This window comes from Thermomonas sp. (assembly GCF_041919455.1).
GTDB lineage: Bacteria > Pseudomonadota > Gammaproteobacteria > Xanthomonadales > Xanthomonadaceae > Thermomonas.
This window is the reverse complement of the sequence record NZ_JAYRTQ010000001.1, coordinates 197,904-211,958: the sequence shown is the minus strand read 5'-3', so window position 1 is coordinate 211,958 and position 14,055 is coordinate 197,904. Positions and strand designations below refer to the sequence as shown.

Below are 14,055 nucleotides of genomic sequence, written 5' to 3'. Positions count from 1 at the left end.
GCGCCGCCGCATCGGCAGAAATGCGAAACCCCGCCGAAGCGGGGTTTCGCGGGCACATCGCGGCAACGCTCGATCAGTCGATGTCGAGGAAGCTGCGCAGGGTTTCCGAACGCGACGGGTGGCGCAGCTTGCGCAGCGCCTTCGCCTCGATCTGGCGGATGCGCTCGCGGGTGACGTCGAACTGCTTGCCGACTTCCTCGAGGGTGTGGTCGGTGTTCATGTCGATGCCGAAGCGCATGCGCAGCACCTTGGCCTCGCGCGGAGTCAGCCCGGCCAGCACGCTGCGCACGGTCTCGGTCAGGTTGATGTCGGTGGTCGCGTCGATCGGGGACATCACGTTGGTGTCCTCGATGAAGTCGCCAAGGTGCGAGTCTTCGTCGTCGCCGATCGGGGTCTCCATCGAAATGGGTTCCTTGGCGATCTTCATGACCTTGCGGATCTTGTCCTCGGGCATGTCCATTTCTTTCGCCAGCTCTTCCGGCGTGGCCTCGCGGCCGTACTGCTGGAGCATCTGGCGGGAGATGCGGTTGAGCTTGTTGATCGTCTCGATCATGTGCACCGGGATGCGGATGGTGCGCGCCTGGTCGGCGATCGAGCGGGTGATCGCCTGGCGGATCCACCACGTCGCGTAGGTCGAGAACTTGAAGCCGCGGCGATGCTCGAACTTGTCGACCGCCTTCATCAGGCCGATGTTGCCTTCCTGGATCAGGTCGAGGAACTGCAGGCCGCGGTTGGTGTACTTCTTGGCGATGGAGATCACCAGGCGCAGGTTGGCCTCGACCATCTCCTTCTTCGCCTTGCGCGCCTTGGCTTCGCCATAGGCCATCGCGCGGTTGATTTCCTTGAGGTCGGCCAGGGTCACGTGCATCGCGTTCTCGATCGCGATGGTCGCTTCCTGCTCGGCGATGATCTTCTCGCGCACGTCGCGCAGGGCCGAGCCCCACTTCTGCTTGCGCTTGAGCAGTTCGTCCACCCATTCCAGGTTGGTCTGGTTGCCTTCCCACGCCTTCAGGAAGTCCTTGCGCGGCATCTTCGCCTGGCGCGTGGACAGGTCGAGGATGCGGCGCTCGTGGTCCTTCACCTGGTTGACCACGTCGCGCAACTTGCGCACCAGCACGTCGGTCAGCGGCAGCGGCAGCTTGAAGGTGACGAACACCTCGGCGATTTCCTCGCGTGCCTTCAGCGCCGGCTTGGCGGTCGCGCCGCCCTTGGCGTAGGCCTTCTGGAAGCGCGCGAACGCGGCGCCCATGGCCTCCATGCGCGCGGCCACTTCGACCGGGTCCGGGCCGGTCGGCGCGGGTTCGTCGGCCTCGTCGCTGGTCTCTTCGGCGTCGTCGGCGTCATCGGCCTCGGCATCTTCGTCGGCCACGACCACGGCCGCGATCGGCTCGGGTTCCGGCTCGCCATCGTTGAAGCCGACCACGATCTCGGCCAGGCGCTTCTTGCCTGCCTTGTGCAGTTCGTAGTCTTCCAGCAGCAGCTGCGCCGACCACGGGAAGCTGGCCAGCGCGGCGTTCATCTGCGCGAGGCCTTCCTCGATGCGCTTGGCGATGGCGATTTCGCCCTCGCGGGTCAGCAGCTCGACGGTGCCCATCTCGCGCATGTACATGCGCACCGGGTCGGTGGTGCGGCCGCCCTCGGAATCCAGCGCGGTCAACGCGGCGGCAGCTTCCTCGGCGGCGGTGTCGTCGACCTCGCGGCCGCTGGCGGACTGGCCGGCCAGCAGCAGGGTCTCGGCATCCGGCGCCACTTCATGGACCTCGATGCCCATGCCGTTGATCATGCCGATGATGTCTTCGATCTGCTCCGGGTCGACCATGTCGTCCGGCAGGTGGTCGTTGACCTCGGCATAGGTCAGGTAGCCCTGCTCCAGACCCTTGCTGATGAGGATCTTGATGTCGGACTGGGGGGCTGTCTGCCGTTCGTTGGCCATGGATCGGGCTACCGTGTCGGGGGTGCGTCGGGATGGACGCGGGGAACCCAGCATTATACCAGCCGGGGGGACACCTGCCCCGCAGGGCCGTTCAGGATCTCTGGATCAGGGCCGGAGCAGGAAGGTGACCGGGCCGTCGTTGACCAGGCTCACCACCATATGGGCACCGAACCGGCCGGTTTCCACCCCCGGCGGGTGCCGCTCCCGGCAGACCTCGACCAGGCGGTCGAACCCCCGTCGCGCCTCGTCCGGAGGGGCCGCGGTGGTGAAGCTCGCGCGCATGCCGCTGCGGGTGTCGGCGGCCAGGGTGAACTGGCTGACCAGCAGCAGGCGGCCGCCGGTGTCGGCCAGCGAGCGGTTCATCCTGCCGCCCGCGTCCTCGAACACCCGGTAGCCCAGCAGGCGCTCGGCCATGCGCCGGATCATCGCGTCGGTATCGCCGGGCTCGACTGCCACCAGCGCGAGCAGGCCCGGACCGATGGCGCCGACCACGGCATCGTCCACGGCCACCGAGGCGGAAGTCACGCGCTGGATGAGGCTGAGCATGCGGAAAGCCTAACCCGCGTCGCCGGCTAGACTGAACCGGATGAGCGAACTCGCCGCCGCGCTGCTGTATGCCTTGGCCTGGACCGTGGCCCGCCTGCCGTGGCCGTTGCTACGCCTGCTGGCGGATGGCGTGGCCCGGCTGTCGATCGCCACCGATGCGCGCGAGGCGCGGGTGGCGCGGCGCAACCTGGAACTGATCCGCCCGGACCTCGACGCGGCGGCGCGCGAGCGGCTGGTCCGCGACATCGTCCGCATCACCGCCCGCCAGGCGTTCGAGACGATGCGCATGTGGACGCGACCGGCGGCACGCAACCTGGCCGACATCGCCGAGGTCCGCGGCGAAGCCCTGTTCGATGCCGCCCTCGCCGATCCGCGCGGGCTGGTCGTCGCCGCGCCGCACATGGGCAACTGGGAGCTGCTGAACCACTGGCTGGCGATGAAGACGCCGCTGGCGATCCTTTATCGCCCGCCGGAATCGGCCATCGGCGAGGCCTTCCTGCGCCGCGTGCGGGCCAATGCCGGTGGCGATGTCGAACAGGTCCGCGCCGAGGCCGCCGGCGTGCGCACCTTGCTCAAGCGCCTGCAGAAAGGCGGCGTGGTCGGGATCCTGCCGGACCAGCAACCCAAGGCCGGCGAGGGCGAGTTCGCGCCGTTCTTCGGCAAGCCGGCCTTGACGATGACGCTGCTGGGCCGGCTCGCCGCGCGCAGCGATGCGCGCGTGCTGTTCGCCTGGTGCGAACGCTTGCCCGGCACCTCGCCGCCGCGCTTCGCGCTGCATGTCGAAGCCGCACCCGAGGCGGTCGGCGATGCCGATCCGGTGCGTGCGGTGACCGCGCTCAACGCCGGCATCGAGGCGATCGCGCGACGTGACTTCAGCCAGTACCAATGGACCTACAAGCGCTATACCCTGCGCCCGCCCGGCAGCGGCGAAGCCAATCCCTACCTGGACCTGTACCGATGAGCGACGCCGACCCCGACCGCGCGACCGACGACGCCACCGACTGGCGCGCACCGCCGGCACGTGCGGTGCGCCTGCATGCCGCGACCAGCGCACTGTGGTGTGGCGCGATCCCGCTGCTGGCGTTCGCGATCCCGCTGTACGCCGCCGATGGCGATGAACTGCCGCGGCGGCTGGCGTGGTGCGCGGGCGCGACCGTGATCGGATTGCTGGCCGGCGCGTTGCTGGGCGCGCGCCTGCGTTACCAGCGCTGGACCCTGGACGATGCCGGCCTGTGGCTGCGCCAGGGCCGCCTGTGGTGGCGGGAAACGCGGGTGCCGGTGAGCCGCGTCCAGCATGTCGACCTCAAGCATGGGCCACTGGAGCGCCGCTTCGGCTTGGCCACGCTGGTGGTGCATACCGCCGCGGTGCACCTGAGCGGGATCACCGTGCGCGGGTTGGACGACGCGGATGCGCAGCACCTGCGCGACACCCTGGCGAAGCAGCTGGACGATGCCGGCGACGCGCTCTGACCGATGAACGACCCCGCCATCGACACCGCCGCACTGCCACAGGACGGGCTGGAACATCGCCTGCATCCGCTGTCGTGGATGTTCGTGCTGATCGCCCAGCTCAAGCAGTTCATCCTGCCGCTGCTGGTCCTGCTGTTCGCCGGACGCGGCGACCGCAACGACTTGTGGGGCTTGATCGCGGTCGGCGTGCTGGTGGCGGTCTCGCTGGCCGAGTACTTCACCTATCGCTACCGCCTGCGCGGCGACGCCATCGTCGTGCGCAGCGGCTGGCTGCACCGCAGCGTGCGCGAGATCCCGTACGCGCGCATCCACAACGTCAACCTGCACCAATCGCTGCTGCACCGCCTGTTCGGCGTGGCCGAAGTGCGCCTGGAGTCCGCCGGCGGGATCAAGCCGGAAGCGCAGATGCGGGTGCTGCGCCTGGACCAGGCGGAAGCGCTGGAAGCGCTGATCCGCCAGCGCGGGCAGGCCGCCGGCGACGACGCGCAGGCGGTCGATGCGCTCGAAGCGCCGCCGTTGCTGGCGATGTCGAACGCCGAGGTGTTCCGGCTGGGGCTGATCTCCAACCGCGGCATGCTGGTGGTCGCGGCCGCGTTCGGCGCGCTGGCGCAGACCGGCGACAACGTGTTCGGCGTGCTGGTGGAGCGCTGGGGCAAGGTCGCGTTCGGCTGGTTCACCGGCTTCGCCGGCGCACATGCGCACGACAGCCCGCTGGTGATCGGCCTGGCGGTGGCCAGCATGGTGCTGGCCGCGCTGGTGCTGGTACGCCTGCTTTCGGTCCTGCTCGCCTTCCTGCAGTACCACGGCTTCACCCTGCGCGAGGACGACGCGCGGATCCGCGTCGAACGCGGCCTGCTGGCCCGCTACCGCTCCAGCGCGAAGCGCCGGCGGATCCAGTCGTGGTCGCTGCACGAGGGCGTGCTGCATCGCTGGTTCAAGCGGCGCAGCCTGCGCGTGCAGACCGCCTCCGGCCAGCGCGGCGACCCCAACCAGCAATCGCTGAAGGAGCTCGCACCGATCGCCCCCCCCGTGCATTGCGATGCCTTGATCCGCCACTTCCTGCCCGATGCCGGTTGGGATGCGCTGGACTGGCAGCCGCTGCATCGTCGCGCCTGGCTGCGGATCGCGGTGCCTGGCCTGCTGCTGGTGCTGGCCGCGAGCGCGGCGTTGTATTGGCGCTTCGGCGCTACCGGCCTGTCCGTGCTGGCACTGCTGCCGTTGCAACTGTGGCGCGCACGCCGGATCGCCGACGCCTGCGGCCATGCCTGCAATGAAAGGCTGGTGGCGTGGCGGACCGGCTGGCTGTCGAAGACCTGGAATTTCGCCGAGATCGGCAAGATCCAGGCGGTGCGGCTGGCGCAATCGCCGCTGGATCGCCGGCTGGGCATGGCCAGCCTGTTGCTGGATACCGCCGGGGCCTCGCCGTTCGGCGCGCCCCTGCACCTGCGGCAACTCCCCGCCGGCGTGGCGCGCGAGCTGTCAGCGCGGCTGGTAGCGCAACTCGCCCGCCGCCGGGCCTAGCGGGATCTGCTGGGCTGGCAGGGCGCGCCACTCGCCCGCGCGCCAGACCTGGATCCAGCGCTTGCGGAAACGTTGCTGCACGATCGGTTGCGCACCCGCATGCGTCCATCGGTCGCGGGTGTTGACCACGATGACATCGCGCGGATGCCGCATCGCCCAGTCGCGCGCCGCAGCCTCATCGACAACCTCCAGCGGATCGTGCAGCCGCCCGGCGAAGTGGAACTGCAACTGGTATTCGCCGAGGAAGGCGACTCGCGCGCCCTCGCGTTGCGCCTTGGCCAGCGCATGCGCCGTCTGGGTGAAGTCGAACTGGTCGCGGATCAGCGGGGTTGCGCCCGCGTGTAGCAAGGCGGCGGCCACCAACACGCCACCCGCCAGCAGTGGCAGGTGCCGCCAGCGCAGCATCGCCAGCGCCACCAGCAGCATCGCGCCACCAGCCACCGGGAACGACCAGCGCAGTTGCGCCGGGTACGGCAGGGCGATGCGACCGGCATACAGCGGGAAGGCCAGCAGGACCAAGGCGAGCATCGCCACCGCGATGCCCGGCATTACCCCCAGGCGTGGCCGTGCATCCGCGGCGACCGCCAGCAAAAGCGCGAAGGCAGCGAAGCCCGGCAACAGGTAGTACGGCTGCTTGCCGCTGATCAGGCTGAAGCAGAACACCATGCCGAGCGCCCAGATCCAGGCGAAGCGGTTGCCGGGATCGCGCCACAGCGCCGGGACCTGCCGCCACCACCAGGCCTGCCACCACCACGGCGCCATCAGCACCAGCAGCGTCGGCGCGTACCACCACCAGGGCTCGGCATGGTCGAAGCTGTCCTTGATCCGCCCGGCGGTCTGGGTGACCAGCAGGGCCTCGCGGTATTCGGGATCGCCCAGCAGCAGGGCCGGCACCAGCCAGAGCGCGAACAGGGCGATGCCGCCCAGCAAGGCGAGCAGCGCGGATTTCGCGAAGCGCCTGCCATCGGCCCGCGCCGCCGGATGCCACCAGCGCGCGGCCAGCATCGGCACGCCCAGGTGCAGCAGGGCCACCGGGCCTTTCGCCAGCAGGCCGACGCCGATCGCCAGCGCCACCCCGGGCCACCACGGCCGCCATGCCTCGCCATCGCGCCGGCACAGGGCGATCAGCCCGCCGAGCACCGCCACCGCCAGCGGCAGCTCGTACATGACCTGCAGGGCGAACAGGAAGAAGTACCAGAAACCCGCCATCGCCCATGCCGCATTCGCGGCGATGCCGGCGCGCTGCGGGTACAGCCGTCGCGCAAGCACGCCGGTTTGGGCGACCACGATGCCGCCCAGCAACACCATCAGCAGGCGGGGCCAGACATCGTTGACGCCGCCCACCAGCCAGCCGGCGTGGATCAGCCACGGCAGCAGCGGCGTCTTGTGCGAATACGGCGCGCCGTTGAACAACGGCACCAGCCAGCTGCCGCGGTCCCACATCTCCCACGCCACCGCCAGGCTGCGGGTGGAATACAGCGGCACCGGCCCGTGCAGGAAGATCGAGACCAGCGCGACCACGGCCCAGGCCAGCAGCGGAAGGCGCAGGTCGCGCCACTCGACGGCACGGATCATGGCGCGCACCGGCAAGGCGCGGCGATGCCCGCATCGGCGACAATCCGGATCCCCAACGGCATGTCCCTTCTCCCATGGCAGACACCATCCTGGTCACCGGCGGCGCCGGCTACATCGGCTCGCAGATGGTCAAGGCGCTGCGCCAGGCCGGCTTCCGCCCGGTGGTGCTGGACGACCTCAGCAGCGGCCATCGCAGCGCGGTGCGCGACGAGGAACTGCACGTGGGCGACGTGGGCGATGCGGCGTTCGTCGATCGCGTGCTGGCCGAGGTCCGGCCCGCGGCGGTGATGCATTTCGCCGGCTTCATCCAGGTCGGTGAGTCCGTGGTGGATCCCGGCAAGTACTTCCGCAACAACGTCAGCGCCACCCAGGTGCTGCTGGACGCGATGCGCATGCACGGCATCGCGCGCTTCATCTTCTCGTCCACCGCGGCGATCTTCGGCGAACCGCAGTACGTGCCGATCGACGAAGCCCATCCGAAGGCGCCGATCAATCCGTACGGGCGCAGCAAGTGGTTCGTCGAGCAACTGCTGGAAGACTACGACCACGCCTACGGATTGAAGTCTGTCTGCCTGCGCTACTTCAACGCCGCCGGCGCGGATCCGGACAACGAGATCGGCGAGCGCCACGATCCGGAGACCCACCTGGTGCCGCTGATCCTGCAGGTCGCGTCCGGCCGTCGCCCGCGAATCGGCGTGTACGGCGACAACTACCCCACCGCGGACGGCACCTGCGTGCGCGACTACGTGCACGTGGCCGACCTCTGCGACGCCCACCTGCTGGCCCTGCGCCAGCTGCTGGCCGGCGCCGGCAGCGCACGCTACAACCTGGGCAACGGCAACGGGTTCTCGGTGCGCGAAGTGATCGACACCGCGCGCCGGATCACCGGCCATCCGATCCCGGTGGTGATGGAGCCTCGCCGCGCCGGCGACCCGCCGTCGCTGGTGGCCGATGCCACCGCCGCGCGCGCCGCGCTGGGCTGGACGCCGCGCTACGCGGACCTGCAGACCATCGTGGCCCACGCCTGGGCCTGCGAGCAGCGGAACGCGGCGGAGCTGGATCACGCGCCTCCCACCAGCGACACGAACAGGTCCTCGTAACGCTGGTTCATCAGCCCGCGTCCGTGGCGCTGCAAGGCAACGTCGCGCGCCGTCGCCGCCATGCGTGAGGCGCGTTCGGGATCGCGGAGCACGCGCTCCAGCGCATCGGCCATCGCAATCGGATCGGATTCCGCCACCAGCAGGCCATCGACGCCGTCCTCGAGGACCTCGCGCACGCCGGGCACCGCGCTGCCGACCACCGCGCAACCGGCCGCCATGCCTTCCAGCAAAGCCAGCGGCATGCCTTCGTAATGGGTTCCGAGCACCGCCAGCTGGTGGGTCATCAACAACTCCGGCACGTTGCGCACCACACCAAGGAATTGCACCTGGGCAGCGATGCCGAGTTCATCGGCCAATCGCTCCAGCGGCTTGCGATGCAGGTCCTTGCCGCCACCCGCGAACAGCAGCGGCGGCGACAGTCCACGCTCACGCAACAGGGCCAGGGCACGCAACACCGTGGCGTGGTCTTTCTGCTTCGAGAAGCGCGCGACCATGACGATGCCGGGGATGCGCTGCGCGAACGGATGCGCATCGGCCTGCGCGAACGGTTCCAGGCGCACGCCGTTCGGGATCGCGATGGTGCGCTCGGCCGGCATGTCCATCGCCAGCAGCGCCTGTCGGACGCCTTCCGAACACCCGACGATGCGGTCGGTGCGCCGTGCCAGCCAGCGCGTCTGCGCGCGTCGCCACGCGGTGTAGCGCTCGCGGGTGTTGTGCTCGACATGCACCAGGTGCGGCACCTTCGCCAGCAGGCCCGCGTAGCGACCCCACAGGTGTTCGCTGAAACCGTGCGCCACCAGCACGTCGGGCTTGAAGCGCCTGCACACGCCGACCAGCGCAGCGATGGTCGCCGCATGCGACCAGCCGGCGACCAGTTCCAGTGGTACGCCGGCGCGGCGCAACTCGTCGATGCGCGCGGGATCGGCATGGCGCTTGCGTCGCAATACCAGCAGCGGCTCGATCGCCGTGCTTTCTCGTGCGGCGTTGACCAGTTGCACCGCCACTTGCGTCGCGCCACCGGAAAAGCCGCCGGTGACGAAATGGAGGACGCGCACCCGACTCGGGACTGGATAGTGAGAATTTGTGGATGGTTCGGCCGGCATATGCCTGATCTTTCTTGCTACAAATGGTGACCGGCCATCCGCCCAGCGGCAGAATACTCTAGTGCTCGATGCATCTCACACCATTGCGCCAAACATACCTGACCAGAAGCCATCTGCGATCGTGATGGTGCCGTTGTATACCTCACACCTGTCCGCTGACGCCGCCCTATCGCTGGCCCGTTCAGTGCGCGTACTCGGCCACCACCCATTCGCGATTGTCTGCCCTCAGGGGCTGGACTTGAGCCCGCTTGATGCCCTTTTGGCACCGGCAAAGCCTCGAGTGGAACGCTTCGATGCAAGCTACTTCGACGGGATCGTCGGTTACAACCGGTTGATGCTCTCGCAGGCACTGTACGAGCGATTCGCAAACCATGACTACCTCCTGGTCTGCCAGACAGATGCTTATGTCTTTCACGACGGACTAGATCATTGGTGCGCCAAAGCGTACGACTACATTGGGGCACCATGGATCGCGACGAAGCGCACACCGCTCAATCGCGCGCTGTTTAACTTCAACAACCTGTTCCGCAAGCGCAAGAAGAGTGACGAGTATTTTTTCAAGGTGGGGAATGGCGGCTTCTCGCTTCGCCGTCTGAGCATGATGCGTCGAATCGTGGCCGAGTTGCGCGAGGACATCGATTGGCACTTGGCGAACCCTGATCACCGGGACCGCCATATCGAGGACCGCTACATGTCGATCGTGGCACCCAACCATATCCCTGAGATGCGTATTCCCGACTACCGCGAAGCCGTTGCATTCTGCATGGATCGCCGCCCTGGCTTGGCGATGAAGATGAATGCGGGCCGCCTTCCATTTGCCTGTCACGGTTTCGACAAGCATCACGTGCGGGCATTCTGGCAACCGATTCTGAACGCAATCGAGCAGACCAGCTCGCACCACGCCTAGGGGCAATACAACGTCGCGGCGTCCGGCAGCAACCACCAGCGACGGCGGTTGGCATTGCCCATGTCGCGCGACAACGCCTTGTCCACGCATGCCTGCAAGGCTTCACCCTCGACCAGCAACCAACGCGACGACGGGGCCTGTCGCTGCCACTTCAATCCATCTGCGAATTGAAGCTTCGGATCGCGCTTGAAACCGAAATCCGTGGCCGGTCGATCGGCCATCAGCAACTGCTGTTCGCGCCAGCCCACCAGGCCGAGTTGCGCGTCGGGCCCGAGCGCCGCGCCGACCGCGCGCATCAACCCGCGCGATGACGACCCGTCATTGAGCAACGGCGCACCCACCAGCGAATACAGCACCCACAGCGTGGCCAGCATCGCCACCAACGCCGCTTGCGCCCGCCGACGCCCGAGCCAAAGCAGCGCACCGACACCCGCGCCACCCGACGCCACGAACATCGCCGCCAGCCCATGCGCGACAACCGAATCGCGACCGTCCATGAACCTGCGCTCGAAGCCGGGCTCGCCGAACAGCATCGCCAGCCCCGCGCCCAGCAAGGCCAGCGAGAACACCGCGACGAACCCGGTGAGCAACCGCTGCGCATCGCGCTTGCGCAGGATGCCCGGCAACAACGGCGCCAGCGCCAGGCACAGCATCGGCAGCGCCGGCAGGATGTACATGTCGCGCTTGCCGGAGGGGATGCTGAAGAACACGAAGACCAGCAGCACCCAGACCAGCGGCAACAGATAACGTGCATCGTGACGCTGCAAGCGACGACGCCACGCCGGGATCGCCCACGGCAGCGCCAGCATCGTCGGCAGCCATGCGGTCAGCGCGACTTCGATGAAATACCAGGCCGGCTGGCCGTGGTGCCAGGAATCGGCGTAGCGGGTCAGCGTTTGCCGCAGCAGGATGTCGTTGACGTAGGCGCGATACGCATCGCCGCCATTGCCCAGCGCAGCCAGCAACATCGGCACCAGCCACACCCCGCAGGCGGCGAGGAAGGCCAGCGGGCCCAACCAGAATTTCGCGCTGCGCGCATGCAGGCGCACGCCCGGCCAGCCACGCAGCGAAGCGAACGCCATCGGCAGCAGCACGAACAGCGCGATCACGCCCACGCCCTTGCTGATCGTGCCCAGCCCGGCCGCGGCCCAGCCCAACGCCCACATCCGCCAGTCCGGACCACGCAGCGCGTGCCGCAGCAGGCCGTAGCAGGACAGGGTGATCCAGAACACCACCAGCGGGTCGATCTGCGCCTTTTTCGCCTGCCAGGTGAACTGGATGGTGAGCAGCACCGCCCAGCCGGCGTACAAGCCGACGCGCCGCGACCACAACCGCGCACCGAGATCCGTCACGCACCACAACGTCCCCAGTGCCGCCAGCAGCGAGGGCAACAGGAAGGCGATGCGCAGGTTCCCGGTCAGCCACAGGAACGCCGCCTGCAGCCACATGAACAACGGCGGCTTGTCCGAATACAGCTCGCTGCCGCGATGCGGGAACAGCCAGTCGCCGCTTTCGACCATCTGCTTCGCGACAAGCGCAAAGCGAGGCTCGTCCGCCGGCCACGGATCGCGCAGGCCCAGCCCCGCGCCCAGGATCAACAGGGCGAACAGCCAGAACAACCAGGTCTCGCGACGGGTTTGGGTCATCGCGGGATCATAGCGATGCGTGGTTACGGCTTCCTCAGCCGCGCGTAGAAGAACCCGTCCATGCCGTCATCGCCGGGCAGGCGCTGGTGGCCGGCACCGGTATCGCGACCGAAGGTGTCATCGAGCGGTTCCAGCACCGCGCCCGGCATGCGCGCCAGAAAGGCCTCGACCTGTGCCGTGTTCTCCGCGCGCAGGATCGAGCAGGTCGCGTACAGCAGCACCCCGCCCGGTGCCAACAGCGGCCATGCGGCGTCGAGCAGCTTGGCCTGGATGTCGACCAGCGCGTCGATGTCGCCCTCGCGCCGGTGCAACAGGATGTCCGGCTGGCGGCGCACGATGCCGGTCGCGCTGCACGGTGCATCGATCAGGATCGCGTCGTAGGCCACGCCATCCCACCATGCATCCGGCCGCAGCGCATCGGCGGTGCGCGCGTCGATGTCGAGCGCGAGCCGCGCGAAGGTATCCTGCATCCGCCGCACCCGCCGCGCGTCCACGTCGAGCGCGGTGATGCGCAGCGACGGATCGCGCTCGGCCAGGTGCGCGGCCTTGCCGCCGGGGGCCGCACAGGCATCCAGCACGCGCGCACCGCCCGGCGGTGCCAGCGCATCGGCCACCGCCTGCGCGGCAGCGTCCTGCACCGAAGCCGCACCGGCATCGAAGCCCGGCAATTCATGCACCGGCAGTGTGGTGTCCAGGCGCAAGGCATCGGCCAGCGCGGGCGCGGCATGGGCTGCGATGCCGGCCTCTTGCAAGCATTCGGCGTAGGCATCGCGGGCCTGCAGGCGACGATTCACGCGCAGCCACATCGGCGCTTCCTGCGCACTGGCGGCGAAGATCGCTTCGGCCTGGGCGGGCCAGTCGCCACGGATGCGTTGCGCCAGCCAGGCGGGCCACGCCGCCTCATTGCCCGCCTGCGGCAGGCCCTCGCGCTGCGCGCGTCGGAGCACCGCATTGACCAGGCCGGCCTGGTGAGGACGCCCCAACGCGCGCGCCGCGTCCACGCTGGCCGCCACCGCCGCGTGCGCGGGCAAGCCCATTTCCAGCTGGGCGAAACCGGCCAGCAGCAACGCGCGCAATTCGTGGTCGCGGGCCTCGAGCGGCTTCGCCATCCACTGCGCGAGCGCTGCATCGAAACGCGCCAGTTGCCGCAACGCGCACATCACGATGGCTTCCACCAGCGCGCGGTCGCGCGGATCGTCCAGCGCGGGCAGGGCCGCGGCCAGCGTCGCCTTCAGCGAGCGACCACGATGCAGGACCACGTCGAGGACGCGGGCGGCACTGACGCGTGCGTTGACGCCGGCACTCATGCGCTGGTGTTTCGGCGCGCGTTCACGTAATCCGCCGCGGTGATCGCCTTGCCGCCATCGCGCTGCAGCACGCGGATCCGCAACACACCGTCGCCGCAGGCGATGTCGATGCCATCGCGGCCGCTGCGCAGGACCTCGCCGGGACGGGCGCCGTGCGCCTCATCCAGCGCGACCGCGCCGTGGATGCGCACGCGCTCGCCGAGCAGCATCGCGTCGGCCATCGGCCACGGGTTGAAGGCGCGGACCTTGTTCGCCAGCGTGGTCGCCGGCAGCGACCAGTCGAGCCGCGCCTCGGCCTTGTCCAGCTTGTGGGCGTAGGTCGCGCCGTCCTCCGGCTGCGGATGCGGCGGCAGCTGGATGGTGGCGCGCAGCAACCCCAGCGCATCGCCGAGCACGCGCGCGCCAAGTTCGCTCAAGCGGTCGTGCAACTGGCCACCGGTCTCGGCCGGGCCGATGTCGATCGCCTGCGCCAGCAGCACCGGGCCGGTATCCAGCCCCTTCTCCATCTGCATCAGGCAGACGCCACTGCGGGTATCACCGGCTTCGATCGCACGCTGGATCGGCGCCGCGCCGCGCCAGCGCGGCAGCAGCGAGGCATGCACGTTCCAGCAACCGTACACGGGAATGTCCAGCACCGGCTGCGGCAGCAGCAGGCCGTAGGCCACCACCACCATCAGGTCCGGCTGCAGCGCGCGCAACTCGGCCTTGGAGGCGAGGCTGCGGAAATTCTCGGGCTGATGGACCGGGATGCCGCGCTGCACGGCTTCCAGCTTGACCGGCGATGGCTGCAGGCCACGACCGCGGCCGGCCGGCCGGTCCGGTTGGGTGTAGGCGGCCACCACCTCGCCATGGCGCGCGCAGGCGCGCAGGCAGGGCACGGCGAACTCCGGCGTGCCGGCGAAGACGATCCTCAAGCGTGGTTCTCCAAACGTGGACGGCGGCGCGGC

12 protein-coding genes are annotated in these 14,055 nt (G+C 69.0%); 5 read left to right on the top strand and 7 right to left on the bottom strand.

The window, feature by feature from the left end:
- Positions 1 to 73 precede the first annotated feature (73 nt).
- Both rpoD and dtd read right to left on the bottom strand, forming a co-directional pair.
- Positions 74 to 1,933: an RNA polymerase sigma factor RpoD gene (gene rpoD / locus ACE3T8_RS00895; protein WP_374606034.1), complete on the bottom strand. Its 1,860-nt coding sequence runs from the start codon at positions 1,931 to 1,933 to the stop codon at positions 74 to 76.
- Between the two features lie 105 nt (positions 1,934 to 2,038).
- Positions 2,039 to 2,479: a D-aminoacyl-tRNA deacylase gene (dtd, locus tag ACE3T8_RS00890; protein WP_374606033.1), complete on the bottom strand. Its 441-nt coding sequence runs from the start codon at positions 2,477 to 2,479 to the stop codon at positions 2,039 to 2,041.
- A 40-nt stretch (positions 2,480 to 2,519) separates the two neighbouring features.
- Between dtd and ACE3T8_RS00885 the strand changes: the two genes are divergently transcribed.
- From ACE3T8_RS00885 to ACE3T8_RS00875, 3 genes are read left to right on the top strand one after another with little or no spacing between them, the layout of a single operon-like run.
- Positions 2,520 to 3,440 (top strand): lauroyl acyltransferase, encoded by a 921-nt coding sequence (locus ACE3T8_RS00885; RefSeq protein WP_374606031.1) that lies wholly within the window; start codon positions 2,520 to 2,522, stop codon positions 3,438 to 3,440.
- Positions 3,437 to 3,949: a PH domain-containing protein gene (locus ACE3T8_RS00880; RefSeq protein WP_374606030.1), complete on the top strand. Its 513-nt coding sequence runs from the start codon at positions 3,437 to 3,439 to the stop codon at positions 3,947 to 3,949. The genes ACE3T8_RS00885 and ACE3T8_RS00880 overlap by 4 nt, the downstream gene beginning before the upstream one ends.
- Before the next feature lie 3 nt (positions 3,950 to 3,952).
- Entirely contained in the window at positions 3,953 to 5,470 is a 1,518-nt protein-coding gene (locus tag ACE3T8_RS00875) for a PH domain-containing protein (RefSeq protein WP_374606029.1), read from the top strand.
- Here the strand turns inward: ACE3T8_RS00875 and ACE3T8_RS00870 are convergent.
- Positions 5,429 to 7,045, bottom strand: a complete 1,617-nt coding sequence (locus ACE3T8_RS00870) for an ArnT family glycosyltransferase (RefSeq protein ID WP_374606027.1) — start codon at positions 7,043 to 7,045, stop codon at positions 5,429 to 5,431. The genes ACE3T8_RS00875 and ACE3T8_RS00870 overlap by 42 nt on opposite strands.
- 74 nt (positions 7,046 to 7,119) lie before the next feature.
- Here ACE3T8_RS00870 and galE point away from each other — a divergent pair, with 74 nt between their 5' ends.
- Positions 7,120 to 8,145, top strand: a complete 1,026-nt coding sequence (gene galE / locus ACE3T8_RS00865; RefSeq protein WP_374606025.1) for a UDP-glucose 4-epimerase GalE — start codon at positions 7,120 to 7,122, stop codon at positions 8,143 to 8,145.
- Here the strand turns inward: galE and ACE3T8_RS00860 are convergent.
- Positions 8,106 to 9,200, bottom strand: coding sequence for a glycosyltransferase (locus ACE3T8_RS00860; RefSeq protein WP_374606023.1), 1,095 nt, complete (start codon positions 9,198 to 9,200; stop codon positions 8,106 to 8,108). The two genes, galE and ACE3T8_RS00860, sit on opposite strands and share 40 nt — an antisense overlap.
- 109 nt (positions 9,201 to 9,309) lie before the next feature.
- Here ACE3T8_RS00860 and ACE3T8_RS00855 point away from each other — a divergent pair, with 109 nt between their 5' ends.
- Positions 9,310 to 10,155 carry a DUF5672 family protein gene (locus ACE3T8_RS00855; protein WP_374606021.1) on the top strand — a complete coding sequence of 282 codons (846 nt, stop codon included), beginning with the start codon at positions 9,310 to 9,312 and terminating at the stop codon, positions 10,153 to 10,155.
- On the opposite strand, the gene ACE3T8_RS00850 is transcribed toward ACE3T8_RS00855, so the two are convergent.
- The 3 genes from ACE3T8_RS00850 to fmt are packed head-to-tail and all read right to left on the bottom strand — an operon-like array spanning position 10,152 to position 14,022.
- The gene (locus ACE3T8_RS00850) at positions 10,152 to 11,801 is read right to left on the bottom strand and encodes an ArnT family glycosyltransferase (protein WP_374606019.1); all 1,650 of its coding nucleotides are present in this window, start codon (positions 11,799 to 11,801) and stop codon (positions 10,152 to 10,154) included. The two genes, ACE3T8_RS00855 and ACE3T8_RS00850, sit on opposite strands and share 4 nt — an antisense overlap.
- A 23-nt stretch (positions 11,802 to 11,824) precedes the next feature.
- On the bottom strand, positions 11,825 to 13,108 hold the full coding sequence (gene rsmB / locus ACE3T8_RS00845; protein ID WP_374606018.1) for a 16S rRNA (cytosine(967)-C(5))-methyltransferase RsmB: 1,284 nt from the start codon (positions 13,106 to 13,108) through the stop codon (positions 11,825 to 11,827).
- Entirely contained in the window at positions 13,105 to 14,022 is a 918-nt protein-coding gene (fmt, locus tag ACE3T8_RS00840; RefSeq protein ID WP_374606017.1) for a methionyl-tRNA formyltransferase, read from the bottom strand. The genes rsmB and fmt overlap by 4 nt, the downstream gene beginning before the upstream one ends.
- Between the last annotated feature and the right edge of the window lie 33 nt (positions 14,023 to 14,055).